Genomic DNA, 22,017 nt, shown 5'->3' with positions numbered 1-22,017 from the left:
ACGGAGCGTATATTACTGATTCGCCTGATCTTCGTCAAGCGTATTTATCGAAGAAAACGCCACGCTTTCTCACTAGGGGTCACGTGGCGCTCCTCGTGTGCAGGGAAGATGGTCAATTACAGGTCGCGATACTCTTTTTCAAAGCGCTTCGCCTGCTTTTTGGACACGCCCCCAAGCACCTCGATGGCGTTGCGCAGCCGAGCACGCGTCACGTCGGAGCCCAGGATGGCCATCGCGTCCATGACCGACGTACTAGACGTGCTTCCTGTGATGGCGATGAACACCGGTGCCAAAAAAGCCTTCATCTTGAGATCGAAGTGCTCCGCCAATGCTTTCACCTCGGCCAATAGCGCCTCTTTATGCCATGCAGGCACGGCTTCAAAGCGCCATACCAGGAACTGCAGGAGCTTGACGAGCTCCTCGTTCTCGAGCTTGACACCCTCGAAGTCATCTTCGCTAAGCGCCGGTAAGCCCGAGAAGAAGTGCCCCGCTAGCGGAACGACCTGGGAAAGCGTCTCTACTCGGGGACGTACTTGCGGCAAAATCTGCTTCACGTACGCATCGTTGAACGCCCATTCACGGAGCGCCTGCAGCAGTGCGTCGTCATCCAAGTCTTCCCGAATATAGACGCCGTTCAGCCACGTCAACTTCTCCAGATCGAACACGGGCCCACCGAGTGAGACACGCTGAATATCGAATTCCGCCATCATCTCGGACAGGCTGAATTTTTCACGCTCATCGGGCATCGACCAACCCATACGGCCCAGGTAATTGGTCACGGCCTGAGGTAAAAAGCCCATGCGGCGATAGTAGTTGATCGACGTGGGGTTTTTACGCTTGGAGAGCTTGGACTTATCCGGATTACGCAGCAACGGCATGTGACACAGCTGCGGCATGTCCCAGCCAAAGTACTCGTATAGCAGTTGGTGCTTCGGCGCTGAGTTGATCCACTCTTCACCGCGCAGCACGTGGGTAATGCCCATCAAGTGGTCATCTACCACGTTAGCCAGGTGATAGGTTGGCATGCCGTCAGACTTCATGAGGATTTGCGCATCGACCTGCGCCCAGTCCACCTCGATGGTGCCGCGCAGCATATCATTCACGACGCATACGCCCTCGCTGGGCACGTTCATACGTATCACGTACGGCCAGCCTTCCTGCTCACGGCGCGCCTGCTCGGCGGCCTCTAGGGCCAGATCGGCGGGCTTCAGCGCAAGATGAAGCCCCGCTTCTTTACGCGACTCCCGCAGCTCGTCCAGCTCTTCACTCGTGCGGTAGCACTTGAACGCATGTCCGGCGTCTAGCAGCTGTTGAGCGTGCACTGCGTAAATATCACCCCGCTCGCTTTGACGGTAAGGGCCATGGGGGCCGCCAACATCGGGACCCTCGTCCCACTCCAACCCCAGCCAGCGCAGGGAATCCAGAATCATCTGCTCGGATTCAGGCGTGGAACGCACCCGGTCGGTATCTTCGATACGCAGAATGAACTGGCCGCCATGCTGACGAGCAAAGCAGAGGTTAAACAGCGCAATATAAGCAGTGCCTACGTGCGGATCTCCTGTGGGAGAAGGCGCTATGCGAGTGCGAACGGTCATCAACGGATCCTTTTGGCAATGAAGCGTGGCGCCATTATACGCACCCTTAGAACAACCAACAGCCTTAGCAAGGGAACGAGTTCGACTTAAAAGCGTCTGATCGGATGCTCAAGGATCGTCGATAGGAAGATGCGCGTTAAAGCACAATCGCTTAGTATGGCGTAGTACCTATGATTCGTGTTCATACATGAGAAAGAGTTGCGCCTTTCTCGATATGATCAGAGCGCCACCTTACGGGTGGAAGTACATTCAACGAGCTGATTTGGCTCATCGACAGGAAAATGAAATGGAATCGCTAGGCTCACGTATCAAGCAACTGCGGCTTAGGGCCAAGCTCAACAAAGCTGCCCTTGCACGTAAAGTTGGCGTGTCAGATGTCACCATTTCTTACTGGGAGTCTGGGGCGATCAAACAGATCGGCCACGAGCGCTTGGTGGCGCTGGCTGATGCCCTTGATTGTTCGCTGGCTACCCTGCTAGAAGGCGACAGTGCACCACAACTGTTAACCCTGAGCCATACGGGTCCCCTCCCCTGGGAACAGGTTCAGGCAACGACCATTACCGTACCGCATCATCTGCCGTTAAAGATCGACTGGAAAGCGCCTTGCGTGATGGCGACTCCTGGCAAAGACACGGATTTTTCACCCATTGCATCCGGTGATTTACTCCTGCTCGGCCCGACGCATGTGTTCCACAAAGCAGGCCATTACTTGGTCCAACGTGATGACCGCTTCGTGATCGAACACTTTGCGAAAGCCCCCAGTGACACCTCTATCCATGCCGTGCTGTTGGCACACTGGTGTCCTGCCTAAAGCAACTACCTCCCCATCCCTTTAGTTGTCCTCAATCACCTCCACCTGGTCGCGTGTTCGTCTTGGTTCGTTGCCAATCAAGAAACGGCGCGAGTAGGTGGCTATCTGTCCTAACCCATGGCGGGATTGGCTCACTAGCTCTCCCGCCAAATATTCGCCTTCCGGACCAATGCGTGCCTGTACGCTTTCCGGCTGAACGGTGGCTTCGCCTAGCTGTACCGTAACCAAGTAGCCGCCATCCGGGAGTCCGCTGCCCGAGCCAAACGGCCCCGCTTCGAATCGGCCGCCGTCAACCCGCGTCCGCGCCTGCCAGCGGACACGACTAAGCTCTCTTTCGACGATCACCTGCACTTGAGCGCTATCCGGCAAGTTGGTCTCTCCTTGCACCATGAGGCGACGATCCGGCCTTAACGATGCCGTGGTAGAGATGGCGACCTGCAGCGGCTCCATTGACTCAGTCGGTTGCTCTGGCTCCGATGCACGCTCCTCGGCAACCGAGGTCGGCTGTGACTGGGCCACCTCCTCTTCCGGCCCGCTGCAGCCGTTCAATAGCAGGGTGCCTACCAGCGCCACGCCAATACTACCGAGCGTTTTCCCCATAACGACTCCTCTTGTTAGTGTTCCGCCCACGACAGCACAACGCAAGCTCTCACCATACCGCTTTTGACCGCAAAATACGCAAAGTGATGCAAGGGTTTATAAGAAGAGCGATCTGCTGTGCCATTATTGATACAAGCCTTTCCACATCGCCCCCTTTGATAAGCCACGCATCATTGGGCGATACTGCCCTATTAACGTTTGAGCGGTACGCCCAGCTTTGTACTGTTCAGCCCTTCTTGCGTACAATTGCAAGCTAACGATACCCCTCCGACTACATAGCCACGGCGTACCACCTCTTTTCGTGACACGGCAAGAACGTTGACATTGGTACATGAGTGGTCCTCCGAGCAAGACATATAGACAGCATCCTACTGATGCAAGTGATTGATATGACGACACAACACCCAGCAAACGCGGCCCGCCGATTCTCCGTCGCCCCCATGATGGATTGGACGACCCGCGATTACCGCGCCTTCGCCCGCACGCTCACCAAGCGGGCGCTGCTGTATACCGAGATGGTGACCACCGGGGCGGTGCTGCATGGTTCTCCCCGCGAGCGCTTTTTGGGATATAGCGAAGTGGAGCATCCCATTGCTTTGCAGTTGGGAGGCAGCGATGCGGGTGAGCTGGCGGAATGCGCGGCGATTGCGCAGGCGTGGGGCTATGATGAGGTCAACTTAAACGTTGGCTGCCCCAGTGACCGGGTGCAGAACAATATGATTGGCGCGTGCCTCATGGGCCACCCCGACAAAGTGGCCGCTGCGGTGAAGGCCATGCAGGCGGCGGTGTCGATTCCGGTCACGGTGAAGTGTCGTATTGGTATCGATGACCAGGATGAAGACACCGATTTAGCGCGGTTTATTGATATTGTGGCCTCAGCAGGCTGTGAAGTATTTACCGTACACGCCCGTAAGGCGTGGCTGCAGGGGCTGTCGCCGAAAGAGAATCGCGATATTCCGCCGCTCAATTACCCCCGCGTACATCGGCTAAAGCAGAGCCATCCTGAGCTGCATATTGGTATCAATGGCGGTATTAAAACCCTGGCGGAGTGCCAAGAGCAGCTTGCGCAGGTGGATAGCGTGATGGTGGGTCGTGAAGCGTACCAAAACCCATGGCTACTGGCGGGTGTGGATGAGCAGCTCTTTGGCGAGCAGGGCCCTGCCCGTACACGCTTGGAAGCGGCCACGGCGTTTCGCCCGTACATTCAGCAGCGGCTAGATGAGGGGGCGAAGCTCAATCATATTACTCGCCACTTGCTAGGGCTTTTCCAGGGCTGCCCTGGCGGGCGTCGGTTCCGCCGTCACCTGTCGGAGCACGCACATAAAGAGGGCGCGGGCTTACGCTTGTTTGATGACGCGCTTGGCCTGGTTCGTGAGCCGGAGTTCGAAATGGAGGCTATTGAATAGAATACGCCCGACCAGCCCGTGACCTGACGGCCAACGGGCTGGTGGTTTGGCTAACGCCCAGCGATGCTATCGCTGGGCGTTTTCTTTTGAGGGCTACTGCGCGCGAACGCCTTGCTCAATACGCTCGCCTACTTCTTGATCAATATTGCGCCAGTACTCAAAGGCGCGTTCCAAGACCGGTTCCGTCACGCCACCGGAAAGATGCCCCACCACGTTGGAAACCAAACGGTCGCGCTGGGCATCGTCCATCACCTCACGCACTAATGCGTGCGCTTGGCTCCAGTCATCGTCGTCTTTGCGCAGCGTATACGCGGCGCGCACGAATTGCCCATCCGTCGACCACACCGCATCTTCCGGATAGCGCTGCCCGTCTGCCTTGGGGCCGCCTTTGCTGTTAGGCGTGTACACCGGGTCGGTGGCGTGACGAATGCGCATTGCGCCACCCTGGCCATAGCTATGCACGGGGCTCTTGGGCGTATTAACCGGAATATGCTTGTAGTTCACCCCTAACCGCGCACGATGAGCGTCGGCGTAGGAAATGGAGCGCGCTAACAGCATTTTATCCGGCGAAAGCCCGGTGCCCGGCACCATATTGTTGGGCTCGAACGCGGCCTGCTCGATCTCGCTATGGAAATCCGTGGGATTGCGGTCTAGCGTCAGCTTGCCCACTTCGATCAGCGGATAATCCTTATGCGACCACACTTTGGTAAGGTCGAAGGGGTTAACGCGGTAGGTCTTGGCATCCTCAAACGGCATGATCTGCATGTGCAGCGTCCAAGTCGGGTAGTCGCCGCGCTTGATCGCCTCGAACAGATCCCGGCGGTGGTAGTCCGCATCGCTACCGGCCATCTGGTCGGCCTGCTCTTGGGTCATGCACTTAATGCCCTGATCGGTTTTAAAGTGATACTTCACCCAAAACCGCTCACCTTCCTCGTTCACCCACATATAGGTGTGGCTGGAGTAGCCGTTCATATGTCGCCACGTGGCGGGCACACCGCGGTCGCCCATTAGCCACGCGACTTGGTGGGCAGATTCGGGCACCAACGTCCAGAAATCCCACTGCATATCGTGGTCCCGCAGGCCGTTATCTGCGCGGCGCTTTTGGGAGTGTATGAAGTGCTGGAACTTCATCGGGTCGCGCACGAAGAACACGGGGGTATTGTTACCCACCATGTCGAAGTTGCCTTCTTCGGTGTAGAACTTAATCGAGAAGCCACGAGGGTCGCGCCACGTGTCCGGGCTACCGCTCTCGCCTGCCACGGTGGAAAAACGGATCAGCACATCGGTCTTTGTGCCTGGCTGCAGGAAGGCCGCCTTGGTGTATTGGCTGACGTCGTGAGTGACTTCGAAGTGGCCAAACGCGCCGCTGCCTTTGGCGTGGGGCTGGCGGTCAGGAATCATTTCCCGGTTAAACGCCGCCATTTGCTCCATCAGGTAGTGATCGTGCATGACGATCGGGCCATCCGCGCCTACCGATAGCGAATGCTCATCGCTCGATACCGGAATACCTGCTTCATTGGTGGTGGGATGCTGGCTACCACTGCTCATTACTCTTCCTCCTTGTCACGCTCGACATGGCACGGTCTGTACCACTGGAAAGCACCGCTCGCTGCTGCTTTTTTAACGTAAGCTAAGGCGGCACCCACACAGGTATAGTCAACAAGGCGGTATCTCGCCATCCATGGCGCTGGTTGCATGGCTATTAGCCTAATAGCATTTTCCTATCGAAGCGTATTAATACATTGCGTCTGGCGGAGGCGTTAGGCTGGATTGGAAACTCTCGATCGCCGTTTCGGCCTCTTCGATTTCGTCGAAGCGGGCGATGTGGTAGAGCGCTTCCCCTTCGTTGGCAAGCGGCAAGCGGCTCATGCCGATGACGATACCATCGGCCATGGAGCGTACTTCATCTTCGTCGTTACCGAACGGGTCCGCTACCTTGCCCAGCACTTCGCCCTTGGCCACCCGTGCCCCCAGGCGCACTTTGGGCCGCAGGATGCCATCGATGGGCGCACGCGCCCAGCTTGAGCCATTGGCCAGTTCAGCCGGGGCCGGTGCTCGGCGGCGCTGCTCGCCCGTCAGCATGCCCAACCGACGCATGACGCGCAGCACGCCCTGTACGCCAGGGGCGATAGCCCACTCATCGAAGCGCAGCGCCTCACCCGCTTCATAGGTGAGCACCGGAATACCGCGGCTTTGGGCGTAGTGGCGCAGGCTGCCTTCGCGCAGTTCCGCGTTCAAAATGACCGGCGCGCCAAAAGCGTCGGCCATACGCTCGGTTTCGCTGCCCGCACTCAACTGTGCACGGATTTGAGGCAAGTTAGTGCGGTGAATGGCCCCCGTATGCAAATCGATGATATGGGTGGCATGATCGACGATCTCCTCCCGGAACAGCGCCGCAATGCGGCCACCCAGCGAGCCCTTTTCACTGCCCGGAAAGCAGCGGTTCAAATCCCGGCGGTCAGGGAGGTAGCGAGTCTGCTGAAGAAAGCCAAAGACATTCACCACCGGCACCGCAATTAGCGTACCGCGCAGACTATTGATCGCTTTCGAGCGCAGCAAGCGGCGGACGATCTCCACACCATTGATCTCATCGCCATGAATCCCGCCGCACACCAGCATCACCGGCCCCTCTTTGCGGCCGTGGACCACTTCAACCGGAATATGCAGCGGCGTATGGGTATACAGGCGCGCCACCGGCACGTCGATCTGTAAACGTTGTCCGGGCATCACAGTATGCCCAGCTAGAGAGAAAGGTGCTCGCGCCATTGCCATTCCTTACACGTACGTTGAGACAGAGCCTGACACGCCAAAACACGGTGCCTCAGGGTTTTAAAACAGCGTTTCTAAATCGATCTTATACGCTTTTCAGCATCAAGTAACGCGCTTGATAACCTACATTATCAACTTAACCCGCTATCCATACAGTTTTGAATGTAAAAAAGCCGTCACATCAGATAAAATAGTGCCATTCTGTGTTGATATTGAGGTAATGGTTTCATGGCAAGAAAAACCAAAGCGGAGGCTGCTGCAACTCGCGAAGCGCTGTTGGATGCTGCTGAAGAGGTGTTTTTCGCAAAAGGCGTTGCACGCACGTCGTTAGAGCAAATCGCTCGCCATGCTGGCCTTACCCGAGGCGCCGTTTATTGGCACTTCAAGAACAAAGGCGACCTGTTCATGGCCCTGGTGCAGCGAGTGCGCATGCCGTTCCAGTCGCTGATGGAAGAGGTCAATAACGCCGACCCAACCGTATCGCCGCTCGATGCCATTCGTCTTGCCTGCCACGCGGGGTTGAACCGTTTGGAGCAGCCCTCCCACCAGCGCATTCTTTCCATTTTGCTGCATCGCTGTGAATTCTTTAGTGATATCAATCCCATCGAAATGCAGGACGAAATTGCGGAAGAGTGCTTCGACGAGATGCTCGTGGTGTTTCAGCTCGCTCAACAGCAACAGCTTTTACGCGACGATGTCACGCCAGAGGTGGCCACGCGGCTCATGCAGTCCACGCTGGGCGGCCTGTTCCACGACTGGCTGCGCAACCCGGATGCCTTTTCGCTTCGCGAACGAGGCGGCGAATTGATCGATGCCCTGATGGCCATGCTACACCGCTGAGCTGACTCTTCCTATTGCGCTGCAGCATAGCGGACTATACTGAGCGTATCCGTTTTGACAGGTACCCCGTATGGATGCGTTAGAGTTTGTTCGCGTGCGCGAACTGGACATTGCCGTTCGTATCTGGAACCCAGATGCACCACGCACGTTGATCGCCTGGCACGGCCTTGCCCGTCACGGCGGCGACTTTGCTGCGCTGGCAAGAGAGCTGGGCAGTGAATGGCGAATCCTCGCGCCCGATACCCCCGGACGAGGGTTATCGAGCTGGTCGCTGTTTCCCGCTCACGACTATCTCTACAGCCACTACCTCACCATCGCGATCGCACTACTGGATCACTATCAGCTCGAACAGGTGGACTGGCTCGGCACGTCGATGGGCGGCCTGTTAGGGATACTGATCGCGGCTAACGAGCAGCATCGCGCGCGTATTTCACGGTTGATCCTCAACGACGTAGGGCCAGAATTGAACAAAGAGGGATTGATCGCTCTGTCGAGCTACTTTGGCGTGACGCATCGGTTCAACAACTTTGCCGACTTAAAAGCGGAACTCACCAAGCATTACGCTAGCTTCGGCATTACTCGCGACGAGGAGTGGCGAGAGCTTGCCCTTCATAGTGCCCGCCGCCTGCCCGATGGCAGTTGGACCTACCACTTCGACCCACGCATCGGCGAGCAGTTTATCCACGACACGCCCAGGGACACCTGGGCGGACTGGGCCAATATACGCTGCCCGATCATGGTGATTCGAGGGGAGACATCGACCCTGCTCGACGCCGAGACGCTTCCCAAGATGGCGGAGGCACAGCCTACGTTGACGACGTTGACCGCAGCGGGCTGTGGTCACGCGCCGATGCTCAATACGCCTGAGCAGGTCACGCCCATTCGCCACTTCCTCAACGAACCGGCACGTGCACATCGCGCAGCGGCCCCCAGCACCGCCGTTTCGTCCTCATTACTGAGTTGGCTGACGAAGCAGTGGCGGCGCTGGTTTCATTAACCCAAACAGAAGTCAGGTAGAGTAGCCGTTAGGGTGATGCTTGTGCTGCAAACGAAGCTTATTGATACGCACGCGCGTGTCCAAGTAGTGCTGCTCTAAAACGCTTCGGTACGCACCCTCCTCAGCAAGATATTTCACCAGCACACGGCGCTCCCCTGGCTGCGGGCAGTCCCCGGCTTTGCAGTGCAATTTGACCGTACTGCTGGGCTCATTGAGCAGCGTAGCGCTGGCAGATTCATCGTTTTGGCGCTCTGCCACCACGACGGTAGCGCCCAGCAGGCAGCGGCGTTTGAAGGGTTGATAACGGTGCAGCCCACGCTGCAACACATGGCATACAGCGGCGGCCATGGGAGAAGCCACCGCGAGCGCAGCCCACACCACCAGTACCCCCACCGGCACCCTAAGCATGCCCAGCGCCATCCAGCGCAGGGCCAGGAGCTCAACGGCAAGCGACAGCGCCCCGGCAAAGAGCACTAAGACGCTGAGCGCTAGCGTGGCGGGCACGCCAGCAAACCCTAGCGAGACGAGCGTGCTGGCCATGTGATCATCGCGCAAGCTGTCGCGTTCGAATAGCTCCAACGGCGCTAGCCGAATGAGCACCAGCAGCCAATAGAGCGCAATGAGCGCTAATAAAAAGGTAAAAACGATGGTAGGAAACTGCAGAGCAGCAGAGATAAGCGTTTGCATGGCGTGTTCTCCTCTGAGCGCGTTGCCCAGTCTTGTTTTCGCCTGACCCAAGCTCTATTTATTGACGTTTATTACGTACAAGCTGAAAACGGTGGTCACTACTAGCGTAGCTCATCTTAATCGCTTATGAAGCGGCAGATTTGACCCGTATCATAACGCTGGCAAAAAAAACGGGCGCCCCGTAAAGGGGCGCCCGTGGTAGGCCTGGCCAGATAGGTTACGCCTTATCGTGGCCGAGCTCCGCTTGCTCTTGACGCTCCTGGTTCGGATGGCGCTTGCGGTAGAGCCAATCCGATACTGCGGCAATCATGGCGTAGAAACTGGGAATGAACAGACTCCCCAGAATCGCTACGGATGCCATCCCCACGGCGACCGTGGTACCGATGTGGTGACTACTTACGTCACTGGCACCGGTCGCCAAGGCCAAGGGCAAGGTACCGAAGACAAACGCCAGCGACGTCATGACGATCGGACGGAAGCGCAGTTCTGCTGCGGTAATCGCCGCTTCGCGAATCGATTTACCCAGCTCTTTACGCTGCAGCTCGGCAAACTCGACGATCAGGATGGCGTTCTTCGCCGCCAGACCGACCACCACTAGCATGCCGATCTGCACGTAGACACTGGTATCCAAACCACGCAGCACGATCCCCCCAATACCGCCAAGGAATGCGAAAGGCGTGGCGGTCAGTACCGCCAGCGGCAACGACCAGCTTTCGTACTGCGCCGCTAGGATCAGGAACACCATCAGGATACCGAACACGATCGCAAGCGTTGCCGTATTCCCCAGGTTGGATTCCTGATACGCCGTACCGGTCCAGCCCATGCCCCAGTTATCACCCAGCGTCTCCTGCACCACTTCTTCCATGGCTTCGATGGCCTGAGCCGAGCTGTAGCCCGGTGCCGGGTTACCCTGGAACTGCGCCCCTGCGTAGACCCCAAACCGTGACACGACCGCAGGCCCCGTCTGGCGTTCGAGGGTGACGAACTCAGAGAGCGGGATACGCTCGCCATTACCGCCGCGCACGTAGACGTTGTTGACGTCTTCCGGCGTTTTACGGAACTCGTCTTCGTTCTGCAAGTACACCTGGAAGTTACGGTTTTGGTAGCTGAAGTAGTTCACGAACCCGTTACCAAAGGTGTTCGCCAGCGCCGAATTGATATTCTCAAGCGCGACGCCGTAGCTGAGCGCTTTTTGCTGGTCGATCTCCGCCCGGTACGAGGGCACGTTTACGTTGAACGTCGTGAACACTCGGTTCAATACAGGGTGCTGGTTCGCGGCCTGCATGATTTGCAGCGAGGCTTCATACAGTTCCCGAGTAGACGCCCCGTCGAACGACTGCAGGTAACCGGTGAAACCACCGGTGGTAGACAGTCCCATGATCGGCGGCACGTTGAAGGCCATCGCCGAACCGCCATCGATACTGGCACCCAGCTGCATGATGCGGCCAACCAGCTCATTGGCAGTGAGCTCACGCTCCGCCCATGGCTTCATGTTGATGAACATGATGCCGCGTGCGGTATTCACCGCGCTGGACAGAATGTCATAGCCCGCCACCGCAGAAGAGTACTCGACCCCTGGAATCGCTTCGATCTGCTCGCTCAGCTCCGCCATGTATGCCTGGGTACGGCTCAGCGAGGCAGCATCCGGCAAGGAGATACTCGCCAGCACGATTCCCTGATCGGTCTCGGGCACCAGTGTCGAGGGCGTGTTGGCGTAGAGCCAATAGGAGCCCGCGCCCACTGCCACGGTGAGCGCCAACGCCAGCACCCAGAAGCGCACCAGCTTCTTGACGAACCACATGTACACGGCGGTAAAACCGGCAAAGAAGCGGTCGAACAGACGCAGTGGCGTGCTGATGGCACGCCTAAAGGCCGACTGCTTGGAATGGTGCAAGTTGTGCTTGATGAAGATCGCCGACAGGGCTGGGGTAAAGGTCAACGCCATCAACGCCGACAGCGCTACCGAAATGGCCACGGTGATCGCAAACTGCTGATAGATCTGCCCGGTAAACCCGCCCAGGAAAGCCACCGGCACGAAGACCGCCGCCATGATCAGTGACGTGGCGATAACCGGCCCGCCCACTTCCTTCATAGCGCGGATCGTCGCGTCACGAACGCTGATATCGTCCTCTTCGCTAATGACCCGCTCGACGTTCTCGACCACCAGTATCGCGTCATCCACCACGATACCTATCGACAACACCAACGCGAATAGCGTCAGCAGGTTGATCGAGAAATCGAATAGATAGAAGCCTGCGAAGGTACCGATCACCGATACCGGCACCACCGACATGGCGATGACGGTAAAGCGCCAGTTCTGCAGGAAGATAAACAGAATCACGATAACGATCAGGAACGCTTCGATGAACGTCTTGATGACCGTTTCGACCGAGGCATCGATGAACAGCGTCGTATCATACGGAGTTACGTACTCCAGGCCCGGCGGGAAACGCCCGGACAACTCCTCCATGGTAGCGCGCACCGCATCCGCGGTTTCCAGCGCGTTGGCCCCCGGCTGCTGGTTGATGATGATCGGCGTCATGGCATCGCCGTTCAAACGCGCATCGACACCATAAAAGGAGGCACCCAGCTCGATCCGTGCGACGTCTTCCAGACGCAGCGATGAGCCATCGGGATTGGTACGCAGGAAGATTTCGCGGAAGTCGTCAGTGCTCGTGAGACGTCCACCGGCGGTAATCGTATAGGTATAGGCGCGCGGCTCGCTTTGTGGCGTCGCGGCCAAGTTACCGGCGGGGATTTCGGTGTTCTGAGCACGAATGGCACTGGCCACTTCGCTAGGCGTAAGGTCGTACTGCGCTAGCTTGTCAGGGTCCATCCAGATACGCATGGCAAACTCGCCACCGCCAAGTACCTCGGCATTACCCACCCCAGGCACTTGGCGCAGCTCATCGAGAATATTGAGCGTGGCGTAGTTCTGCATATAGATCTTGTCATAATCACCGCTCTGGGAGGTCAAGGCCACCAGCATCAGGATCGAGTCTGACCGCAGCTCGACGGTCACCCCCTGAGACTGGACGGCTTCGGGCAGCTGCGACAGCGCCCCCTGAACACGGTTATTGACGTTGATCGTATTTATGTCGCCATCCGTGCCGATGTTGAACGCCACGCTCAGGCTCATGGTGCCATTATCGGCGCTGTTGGAGGTCATGTAGAGCATGTCCTCGACGCCGTTAATCGCCTCGGCCAGCGGCGCAGCGACCGTCTGTGCCACGGTTTCGGCATCCGCCCCTGGGAACTGGGCCTGAACCGATACCGTGGGCGGCACCACGCTAGGGTACTGCTCGATCGGCAGCACCCGCATGGCCATCACGCCTACCAGCGTGACGATAATTGCCAGTACCGTGGCAAAAATCGGGCGGCTGATAAAGAAGTTAGAGAAATTCATTATTGCGCGCCCTCTTCCCCTTCAGCAGCGGGTTGTGCGCCGTCGGCTTGTTGCATCGCGTCGGCGGCTTCCGCTTCTTCCTGGGCTTCTTCTTGCTCGGTCTCTTCCACGAGGTCAGCAGCGTCGCCACTAAACGACTGAGGGTCGATCACGACGCCCGCCTCCAAGCCAGCCGGATCGCCGACGACAACGCGGTCACCTGGCTCCAAGCCATCGCGGATGATTTGCCAGGGGCCTGCGACTTCGCCTAACTGAACGGTGCGTTCGCGAGCTTTGTTCTCGTCATCCAGCACGTAGACCAGCGGGCCCATCAGACCTTGGGTCACGGCAATTTCCGGCACGGCCAGTACATCGAAGCGTTTCAAACCTTCGATGCGCACGCGCACGAATTGGCCGGGCAGTACCGCGCCATCGGGATTGGCAAAGGTCGCCGAGGCCTGCACGGTGCTGGTGCCGGTATCCACGCGGGAGCCGAGGAAGTCCAAACGACCTTCCAGCTCGCTGCCTTCACTACCATCCAGCCCAGGCACCTGTAGGCGAGCGGTGATTTGGGAAGCATCACCGTCGTTGCCAAGCTGACGACGCAGCTCGAAGGCATCCCGCTGGGGCAGTTGGAAGCGCACTTCCAGCGGATCCAGCGGCGTGATCGTGGCGAGCTCGGTGCCCGAATTCACCAGGTTACCGACGTTGATCTGGCTCAAGCTGATCATGCCCGACACCGGTGCCGTCACGTTGGAGTAGCCTAAATCCAGATTGGCGCTGGTCAGCGCCGCTTCCGCCTGGGCCACGTTGGCTTGCGCCACGCGCTGCTCGGCAAGCGCTTGGTCGTACTGCTGGCGGCTAACGGAGTTTTGGCTCAGCAACTGCTCGAAACGCTGAGCATCCCGCTGGGCACGGGCCAGCTCGGCGCGAGCGCTTTGCAGGTCGGCTTCACGCTGGTTGACGGTCGCCTGATAAAGGTCAGGCTCGATGGTATAAAGCCGGTCGCCCTGCTCCACCATTTGGCCCGGCTCGAAGTGGCGCTCTTCCAGAAACCCGCTCACCCGCGCCACCAGCGTCACTTCGCTGTCGCTGCGTAGCAGCGAGGGGTAGGATTTATCCAGCGGTATGTCTTGACGCGCTATTTCAGCGACTTCCACCGGGTGGGGCGGCGCTTCCTGCTGGCTTTGCTGCTCTTGTGGCTGCTCCTGACCACATGCCGTGAGCGCTAACGCGGCGATCAGCGTCACTAGACTCGCTCTACCTGAGTGAATCACTCTTTTCATGCGTCGATTTCCCATTCATTTTTCTAAACATTGACCGATCGCCACGGGGGCATGCACAACGAAGATTAGGCGCCTGGGGTGGGCGGCGCGCCAATGTCCATCGCGCGCTGGTACGCGTCGGGCTCGTTGCTTTCCGGTAGGGTGAAGTTGACGTCATCGCCGGTGAGCCATGCGTTCACTTCTTCGATGGCGTCCACGTCGAGCAGTCCCGCCTGCTGGCGCAGCGACAACAGGTTCACGACGTAGTCGTAACGCGCTTCGGCGTAGTTGGCGATGGCGTTATAGAGATTCTGCTCGGCGTTCAGCACGTCGACGATGTTACGGGTTCCCACTTCGTAACCGGCGCGGGTCGCTTCCAGGGCGCTGCGGTTGGACACGATGGCCTGCTGGCGCGCTTCGACCGTTTCGACGTTGTTGCTGACCTGGGTGTAGAGCGAGCGAACCTGCTGAATCGTGGTGCGGCGCTGAGACTCGAAGTCGTACTGACTGCTCTCTAACTGGAACGTGCCCTGACGAATGCTGGCGCTGGTACTGCCGCCGGTGTAAATCGGCACGTTCGCTGACACACCGACCTGAGCGGACGTGTCGTAACCGCTGACCAGCTCGCTATCGCTGTCGGCGTACTGGTAGTTGGCAAACGCTTGCACGGTGGGCAAGCGACCCGCGCGGGCCAGCTCTACCCCCACACGGGAGACTTCAATACCCGCCTGCTGGGCAAGTACCTGCGGGTTGCGCTCCAGAGACTGCTCGACCCAGTAGTCACGGTCGGTGGGCGTCGGCAGCGCGATGGGCATGCTGTCGCCCAGGGCTTCGATGCTGGCATAACGCTGCCCCGTGAGCTGCTCTAATACTTCAAACGCCACTTGCAGGTTGCTCTCGGCGGCAATGCGATCGGCGCGAGATTGATCGAAGCTCGCCCGCGCTTCCTCTACCTCGGTAATCGCGATCAGGCCGACTTCGAACTGCTCGCGGGCCTGCTCGAGCTGGCGACCAATGGCACGCTCTTGGGCCAAGCGCGCTTCTAACACTTCGTGGGCGCGTAGAATATCGAAGTAGGCACTTGCCACATCGATCAGCAGTTGCTGCTCGGTGGCGGCCAGCAGATACACCTGCTGATCGATCTGACGCTCTGCCTGGTTGACTTCCTGGCGCGTGACCGCGTTGAACAGCGCCTGGGTGGCTTCTAGCGTCAAGGAGACAGTGTTATAGCTATCATCACTGACGCCGACGCCAGCGTTGGAACCCGCTCCAGCACCGGTGCCTGCACTGCGGGCAGAGCCCTGGCTCTCGAATTGCTCGTTATGCGTAGCGCTACCGGAGGCATTCACCTGCGGCAACAGTCCGCCACGTGCAACGTCACGCGCCGCCTCGACGCTGGAGAACTCAGACCGGGCAGAGGCCAGGGCCGCGTTGTTATTCAGCGCATCACGGGTAATGGTCACCAAGTCGGCCGCTTGGGCAGGCAGGATGAACGAAGACGTGAGCACTGCTAACAACAGGGGGCGAAAGGGGGCATTGACTGCCCAGTGTGCTAGTCGCATGGGATTGCCTCTAGGTGTCAACGTAAGACGGCGCGGCAGAGCGCCATTCTGAAAGAGTGGCATTATAGTTACATTCATGTATGTATGCTAGACTTGAACTTGCCTGATTTGTGTGTACAACACTGATGTCAAGCGGATCCTTCCTTACCTTAGTCCAAAGCATCGTTGGTGGGCGCACTTTTGCGACCACGCTGGCGATATTGCCGCAGATCGACGCCCCATTTCTGTAGACGTGAGGCCAGCGTCGTCGGCTTCATCCCTAACAGTTCCGCCGCCCCTCCCGCTCCAGACACTTTGCCCTTTGCCGCTTTCAACGCTTTTAGCGCATTGCAGCGCTGCTGGTGACATAGCGCTTGCTCGGTGAGCGGGTGTTCAGGTAGCGCGCTATGATCTTGCGCCGGTATGTTGAACGTCGTATGACGGGATGGCGGCTCTGCCAGTAGCAAATCATCAAAAGAGAGCCGCTGATCCTGGGTCACGATCACCTGACGTTCGATCACGTTCTCCAATTCACGAATATTGCCCGGCCACGGGTAACGAGCGAGGACCTCTAGCTGAGCTGGCGGTATTCGCACGCCCGGCTTGTTGAATTTCAGGCAGGCGCGATGCAAGAAGTGGCGCGCCAGCAGCGGGACGTCTTCGATACGTTTTCGTAACGGGACGGAATCGATGGGAAAAACGTTCAAACGGAAGTAGAGATCCTCACGAAACTGACCGGCATCGATCATCTCTTTTAGCTCGCGGTTGGTCGCTGCAATCACCCGCACATCCACTTCGCGAGTGCGGTTATCCCCCACCCGTTCGAACTGCTGATCCTGCAATACGCGCAGCAGCTTGCTTTGTAGCTCCAGCGGGATCTCCCCCACTTCATCCAGAAACAGCGTGCCGCCGTGGGCCAACTCAAAGCGCCCTGGCCGGTCTTGTACCGCACCGGTAAAGGCGCCTTTTACATGGCCAAAAAACTCACTCTCGAAGAGGTCACGAGGAATCGCGGCGCAGTTCACGCGGATCAACGGCCGGTCGCTGCGGGTACTGCCTGCATGAATCGCCCGGGCAATCAGCTCTTTGCCCGTGCCCGATTCGCCGCTAATTAACACGTTCGCGCTGGTGGGGGCCACCATGGCGATCTGCTGCACCAGCTTTGCGACCGCCGGGCTGTTGCCGACGATATTGCGATGATTCACCTCGGCTTTAATCTCTTCTTGCAGGTACTGGTTCTCCAGCTCCAATCGGCGCTTGAGCGACTCCACCTCTTCCAGTGCATCGCGCAGCTGCTGCTCGGCCCGTTTACGTTCGCGAATATCGCGAAACAGTACGACGGCCCCCACTAAGCGGCCCATTTCAAAAATCGGCGTGCTGGTGTACTCCACGGGAATCGCATCGCCGTTTTTATGCCAGAACACTTCGTCATCCACATGGTGCACCTGGCCATCGCTAAACGAGGCATGGATGGGGCACTGCTGTACCGGAAAGTGGCTGCCATCAGCGTGGGTGTGGTGAAACATTAAGTGCGCATCGTGGCCCACCATATCTTCCGTGCTCCAGCCGAGAATGCGTTCGGCAGCCGGGTTGACGAACGTGGTTTTCCCCTCCGCATCCAGGCCATAAATGCCCTCCCCGGCAGCGCTGAGAATCAGCTGGTTCTGCTTTTCGATACGCTCGAACACCTGCTCGACCCGCTGCCAACCCACCTCCCCCTGGCGGTGTTGGCGGCTGAGTTCGGCCTTGGCGCGGCGCTGCTCGGCTTTATTGCGATCGATTAGCGTGAGCAATAGCTGTGAGGAGTCGTGTAAGCGTTGCCCATAGACCTCGACACGACGAGGCTGGCGGACGCTATCCAACAGCACTAAATCATCCGACCAGCCTTGGCCGGTCGTCAGCACTTCATCGGTAAAGCTGACCCATAGCGGCAATGAAGCGCTTAGACGGTGGCTAAAGGGAGTGGCGAGCGGCTGTTCGTGATGAATCAATAGCAGTTGGCACGCTGCGGTATTGGCATCAATTAAGCGGTCGCTCAGAGGATCAATAATCACCATGGCCAACGGCGTGTGGTGAGCCATCAGCGTTAAGGACGGGTGAGCGTCATCTTTCAGGGTGACAGCGTGCATCGCAGGCTCCTCATTTGCCAGCAGGATGTCGCTTACTCCATACAAACAACGGGCCAATCACGAACTTTCGTTATTTAAACAACGAAATATCGTGAGTTACGAAAAATCGTGTTTTATCTGAAGACTTCGCGCCCCCTTCAAAAAATCAATAAACTATTGATAAACATGATAAAAACTAAAAAAAGGCCGTTCTGGCATATAAGTCGCTATCAATAGAAATAGCGCCGCAGGGACACGTTTCGCACCAAGACGGCGCAGCCTAAAGCCCTTTTGCTCCTGTGAGGTAAACGTCCATGAAAGAGAACAACGACCACAGCAGTCTTGGCAACCCGTTTGATCATCGCCAATCACTGATTCACGGACGGCAGTGCGATTGTCATCAGTGCCACTCTTCCCAACCCAGCATTATTACGTCGTCTACTCAGCCAAGCGCGAAAACAGCGGCGTCCACGCCGAATAGTGCCGATGATGTGATGGATCGCATGGTCGAAAGCGCGCTGGTGCGCGGCATGTTTGGCCATAGCGATATGCACCGCCGCCAGTTTATGAAGCTGGTAGGTGGCGGGACGGCCGCTGCGGCGCTGGCGAGCCTGTTCCCCCTAGATTCGATTAAAGCCGCAGTGAAAGAGAGTTTAGGGCCGCTTGAGAAAACCCAGCTTAATGTCGGCTTCGTTCCCATCACCTGCGCCACGCCCATCATCATGGCCCACCCTATGGGCTTTTATGAGCGTTACGGCCTGGATGTCTCGGTGATTAAAACCGCTGGCTGGGCGGTAGCGCGGGACAAGTCCCTCAACCGCGAATACGACGCGGCGCACATGCTAACGCCCATGCCGCTGGCGATGACCCTCGGTGCAGGCTCGACCCCTGAGCCGTTCATTATGCCTGCGGTAGAAAATATCAACGGTCAGGCGATTGTGCTGCATAACGACCACCTGGATAAGCGCGACCCCCAGCAGTGGAAAGGCTTCACCTTTGGCGTACCGTTCGAGTACTCCATGCACAACTTCCTACTGCGCTACTACGTGGCCGAGCACGGCTTAGACCCGGATCAAGATATTCAAATTCGCGTAATTCCGCCGCCCGAAATGGTCGCCAACCTGCGGGCAGGCAACATCGACGGCTTCTTATCCCCCGACCCCTTCAACCAGCGCGCGGTGTTTGAACGCATCGGCTTTATTCACCTGCTGACCAAAGAGATTTGGGACGGCCACCCCTGCTGCGCCTTTGCCACCAGCGCCCGCTTCGCCCGCGAAAACCCGAACACCTATGGCGCACTGCTGCGGGCGATTATCGATGCTACCCAGTACTCTTCAGACCCCGCTAACCGCTCAGAAATTGCCGAAGCCATTGCCCCGACGAACTACCTGAACCAGCCGGTCACGGTGATTGAACAGGTACTCACCGGGCGATTTGCCGACGGTTTAGGCGGCGTGCAGAACGTGCCGGACCGCATCGATTTCGACCCATTCCCCTGGCACTCCATGGCGGTGTGGATCCTGACGCAAATGAAGCGCTGGGGCTATATCGAAGGCGACGTGGATTATCAGCAGATTGCCCGGGATGTGTACCTGGCCACCGATGCCCAGACCGTGATGCGCGAGCTGGGGTACGAAGCGCCCGAAGAGACCGCCCGCAACTATCAAATCATGGGTAAAACCTTTGATTACACCCAGCCTGAAGCGTATGTCGACAGCTTCACCATTCGGAGGGGTTAACCATGGACCGCACCACCACCGAATGGAAATTAAGCCTGAACGTTCGCGCCACGATTCTCGCCATTATGCTGCTCGTGGTTGGCCTGGGCGTTTGGGAAGGGTTGAATCAATCGCCCTTGATGGGCGGCGGCGAGGCGCTAAGTGAGTACGAACAGCTGCTGGCCGGGGCCGATGAGAGCGCCAAAGTACCGCCGCCCTCGGAAATCGCCGTGAAAGCGTGGCAGGAGCTTTCTAACCCTTTTTACGATGCAGGCCCCAACGACAAAGGCATTGGCATTCAGTTGGGCTACTCGCTCTACCGCGTGCTCAGCGGCTACCTGCTGGCCGCGCTGGTGGCGATTCCGATTGGCTTTTTAATTGGCATGTCGCCCCTGGCGTACAAAGCGCTCAATCCGTTTATTCAGGTGCTGCGGCCTATCTCGCCGCTGGCCTGGATGCCGCTAGCGCTGTTCATCATTCGCGACTCTGAAGCCTCCGCCATCTTCGTGATCTTTATCTGCTCTATTTGGCCAATGCTGCTTAACACCGCCTTTGGCGTGGCGGGTGTGCGCAACGACTGGGTGAACGTGGCCCGCACCCACGAGCTGTCGTCGCTGCAAACGGCCTTCAAAGTGATTCTACCTGCGGCCGCACCCACCATTCTGACCGGCATGCGGATCTCCATCGGCATTGCCTGGCTGGTCATCGTGGCTGCCGAGATGCTAGTGGGCGGCACCGGCATTGGCTACTACGTCTGGAATGAGTGGAACAACCTCGACCTGACCAGCGTGATCTTCTCCATCCTGATGATCGGCGTGGTGGGCATGCTGCTGGATATGTCGCTTGCCTATCTTGCCCGGTTTGTCACTTACGCCGAATAAGGAGCCGACCATGAGTCATGCTTTTGTAGAGGTACAGAAAGCTGCCAAGCGCTTCCCCGGCGCCACGAAAGAGGCAGAACCGCTAACGGTGTTTGAGAACATTAGTTTTCAGCTCAAGAAGGGCGAGTTTGTGTGCATCATCGGCCACTCTGGCTGCGGTAAATCCACCATTATGAACGCACTCGCCGGGCTAGATCAGTTCTCTGAAGGCTCCATGGTGATGGAGAACAAAGAGATCAGCGGCCCTGGCCTTGAGCGTGGCGTGGTGTTTCAAAACTACAGCCTGCTGCCCTGGCTCACCGCGCTTGAAAACGTTCGCTTTGGCGTACGCGCCCGCTGGAAAGCGTGGAGCGATCGGGAAGTCACCGACCACAGCATGAAGTACCTGGAAATGGTCGGCTTGAAAGAGGTGGTAGACCGCAAGCCCTCCCAGCTCTCTGGCGGTATGCGCCAGCGGGTGAGCATCGCCCGGGCGTTTGCCACCAAACCCAAACTGCTGCTGTTGGATGAGCCGTTCGGCGCGCTGGATGCGCTGACCCGGGGCGTCATTCAAGACGAGCTGATCAAAATTTGGAGCCAGGATCAGCAAACCGTGTTCATGATCACTCACGATGTGGACGAAGCGATCTTACTGGCCGACCGCATCTTCTTAATGACCAACGGCCCCCAAGCGCGTATCGCCGAAGCGGTGGAGATTGACCTGCCAAGGCCCCGCCAGCGGGCGGAGATCGTCAAGCATCCGCACTTCTACACGATTCGTAACTACCTGGTCGATTTTCTGGTGAACCGCTCCAGCGAGCTGCGCACCCAGGAGTTCGACGGCCAAGGTCTACGATATCCGACGCCGGTGAACCCGGTACAGCTAGCGTCTGCAGACACCACTACAGATTCACCCCCGGCATCCCCTGCCACCGAACCACAAGAAAACCTAGTGAAGTTCACTCCCAAGGAGGTCCGTCATGGATAAGCTCGAAATGCGCCATACCCTGCTGGCTGCCAAAGCCCGTAAAAAAATGAGTTGGGATGACATTGCCAGCGCCGTCGGCATGTCGCCGGTGTGGGTCGCCTCTGCCTGCTACGGCATGAACAGCGCCAGCGCCGATATCGCCCATAAGCTCTGCGACGTACTCGAAGTGGATAGCCACGTCGCCACCGCGCTCACGGCCTTCCCCACAAAAGCGTGGGATGAAGCCATCCCCCAAGACCCATTCGTCTACCGCCTCTACGAAGTGGTCGGCGTGTACGGCGAAACGCTGAAAGACGTGGTGCAAGAGAAGTTTGGCGACGGCATCATGAGCGCCATCGACTTCACCATGGAAGTGGACAAAATCGAAGACCCAAAAGGCGACCGAGTACTGCTGACCCTGAACGGAAAATTCCTGCCTTATAAGTCCTGGTAACGTTAATAACGCGC

Annotated in this window: 17 protein-coding genes; 8 read left to right on the top strand and 9 right to left on the bottom strand. The window is 58.0% G+C overall.

Features of this window, described 5'->3' with window-relative positions:
* Positions 1-116 precede the first annotated feature (116 nt).
* Positions 117-1,595 carry a glutamate--tRNA ligase gene (gene gltX, locus AB6K10_RS08345; RefSeq protein ID WP_339118423.1) on the bottom strand — a complete coding sequence of 493 codons (1,479 nt, stop codon included), beginning with the start codon at positions 1,593-1,595 and terminating at the stop codon, positions 117-119.
* A gap of 286 nt (positions 1,596-1,881) precedes the next feature.
* Here gltX and AB6K10_RS08340 point away from each other — a divergent pair, with 286 nt between their 5' ends.
* Positions 1,882-2,406, top strand: coding sequence for a helix-turn-helix domain-containing protein (locus tag AB6K10_RS08340; RefSeq protein ID WP_253017041.1), 525 nt, complete (start codon positions 1,882-1,884; stop codon positions 2,404-2,406).
* 21 nt (positions 2,407-2,427) lie between these two features.
* Here the strand turns inward: AB6K10_RS08340 and AB6K10_RS08335 are convergent, their stop codons facing one another.
* Entirely contained in the window at positions 2,428-3,006 is a 579-nt protein-coding gene (locus tag AB6K10_RS08335; RefSeq protein ID WP_339118422.1) for a hypothetical protein, read from the bottom strand.
* A gap of 389 nt (positions 3,007-3,395) precedes the next feature.
* Here AB6K10_RS08335 and dusA point away from each other — a divergent pair, with 389 nt between their 5' ends.
* On the top strand, positions 3,396-4,412 hold the full coding sequence (dusA, locus tag AB6K10_RS08330) for a tRNA dihydrouridine(20/20a) synthase DusA (protein WP_339118421.1): 1,017 nt from the start codon (positions 3,396-3,398) through the stop codon (positions 4,410-4,412).
* Between the two features lie 93 nt (positions 4,413-4,505).
* Here the strand turns inward: dusA and AB6K10_RS08325 are convergent, their stop codons facing one another.
* Together AB6K10_RS08325 and AB6K10_RS08320 are read right to left on the bottom strand one after the other, a co-directional pair.
* Positions 4,506-5,960: a catalase gene (locus AB6K10_RS08325; RefSeq protein WP_339118420.1), complete on the bottom strand. Its 1,455-nt coding sequence runs from the start codon at positions 5,958-5,960 to the stop codon at positions 4,506-4,508.
* Positions 5,961-6,146: 186 nt separating this feature from the next.
* Positions 6,147-7,178 carry a succinylglutamate desuccinylase/aspartoacylase family protein gene (locus tag AB6K10_RS08320; protein WP_159341485.1) on the bottom strand — a complete coding sequence of 344 codons (1,032 nt, stop codon included), beginning with the start codon at positions 7,176-7,178 and terminating at the stop codon, positions 6,147-6,149.
* 231 nt (positions 7,179-7,409) lie between these two features.
* On the opposite strand from AB6K10_RS08320, the gene AB6K10_RS08315 reads away from it, so the two are divergent.
* Entirely contained in the window at positions 7,410-8,021 is a 612-nt protein-coding gene (locus AB6K10_RS08315) for a TetR family transcriptional regulator (protein ID WP_062373572.1), read from the top strand.
* Positions 8,022-8,091: 70 nt separating this feature from the next.
* A complete protein-coding gene (locus AB6K10_RS08310) occupies positions 8,092-9,018 on the top strand; it encodes an alpha/beta fold hydrolase (RefSeq protein WP_253017036.1) in 927 nt (308 codons plus the stop codon).
* A 12-nt stretch (positions 9,019-9,030) separates the two neighbouring features.
* Here the strand turns inward: AB6K10_RS08310 and AB6K10_RS08305 are convergent, their stop codons facing one another.
* The 5 genes from AB6K10_RS08305 to AB6K10_RS08285 all read right to left on the bottom strand — a co-directional run bounded on the left by AB6K10_RS08305 (position 9,031) and on the right by AB6K10_RS08285 (position 18,025).
* Positions 9,031-9,705 (bottom strand): hypothetical protein, encoded by a 675-nt coding sequence (locus AB6K10_RS08305; protein WP_062373565.1) that lies wholly within the window; start codon positions 9,703-9,705, stop codon positions 9,031-9,033.
* Between the two features lie 217 nt (positions 9,706-9,922).
* Positions 9,923-13,111 carry an efflux RND transporter permease subunit gene (locus AB6K10_RS08300; RefSeq protein WP_159341482.1) on the bottom strand — a complete coding sequence of 1,063 codons (3,189 nt, stop codon included), beginning with the start codon at positions 13,109-13,111 and terminating at the stop codon, positions 9,923-9,925.
* Positions 13,111-14,376 carry an efflux RND transporter periplasmic adaptor subunit gene (locus AB6K10_RS08295; protein WP_253017030.1) on the bottom strand — a complete coding sequence of 422 codons (1,266 nt, stop codon included), beginning with the start codon at positions 14,374-14,376 and terminating at the stop codon, positions 13,111-13,113. Before AB6K10_RS08295 ends, AB6K10_RS08300 begins: the two co-directional genes overlap by 1 nt.
* A 65-nt stretch (positions 14,377-14,441) precedes the next feature.
* A complete protein-coding gene (locus tag AB6K10_RS08290) occupies positions 14,442-15,917 on the bottom strand; it encodes a TolC family outer membrane protein (RefSeq protein WP_339118419.1) in 1,476 nt (491 codons plus the stop codon).
* Between the two features lie 149 nt (positions 15,918-16,066).
* Entirely contained in the window at positions 16,067-18,025 is a 1,959-nt protein-coding gene (locus AB6K10_RS08285; RefSeq protein ID WP_339118418.1) for a sigma 54-interacting transcriptional regulator, read from the bottom strand.
* A 293-nt stretch (positions 18,026-18,318) separates the two neighbouring features.
* Between AB6K10_RS08285 and AB6K10_RS08280 the strand changes: the two genes are divergently transcribed.
* From AB6K10_RS08280 to cynS, 4 genes are read left to right on the top strand one after another with little or no spacing between them, the layout of a single operon-like run.
* On the top strand, positions 18,319-19,743 hold the full coding sequence (locus tag AB6K10_RS08280; protein ID WP_339118417.1) for a CmpA/NrtA family ABC transporter substrate-binding protein: 1,425 nt from the start codon (positions 18,319-18,321) through the stop codon (positions 19,741-19,743).
* Between the two features lie 2 nt (positions 19,744-19,745).
* Positions 19,746-20,603 carry a nitrate ABC transporter permease gene (gene ntrB, locus AB6K10_RS08275; protein WP_339118416.1) on the top strand — a complete coding sequence of 286 codons (858 nt, stop codon included), beginning with the start codon at positions 19,746-19,748 and terminating at the stop codon, positions 20,601-20,603.
* A 10-nt stretch (positions 20,604-20,613) separates the two neighbouring features.
* The gene (locus tag AB6K10_RS08270) at positions 20,614-21,570 is read left to right on the top strand and encodes an ABC transporter ATP-binding protein (protein ID WP_159341476.1); all 957 of its coding nucleotides are present in this window, start codon (positions 20,614-20,616) and stop codon (positions 21,568-21,570) included.
* Positions 21,563-22,003, top strand: a complete 441-nt coding sequence (gene cynS / locus AB6K10_RS08265; RefSeq protein ID WP_305947827.1) for a cyanase — start codon at positions 21,563-21,565, stop codon at positions 22,001-22,003. Before AB6K10_RS08270 ends, cynS begins: the two co-directional genes overlap by 8 nt.
* Positions 22,004-22,017: the final 14 nt, after the last annotated feature.

The organism is Halomonas sp. BMC6 (assembly GCF_964204995.1).
Taxonomy (GTDB): Bacteria; Pseudomonadota; Gammaproteobacteria; order Pseudomonadales; family Halomonadaceae; genus Vreelandella.
The sequence above is the reverse complement of the archived record's forward strand: the minus strand, read 5'-3'. Positions and strand labels throughout refer to the sequence as shown.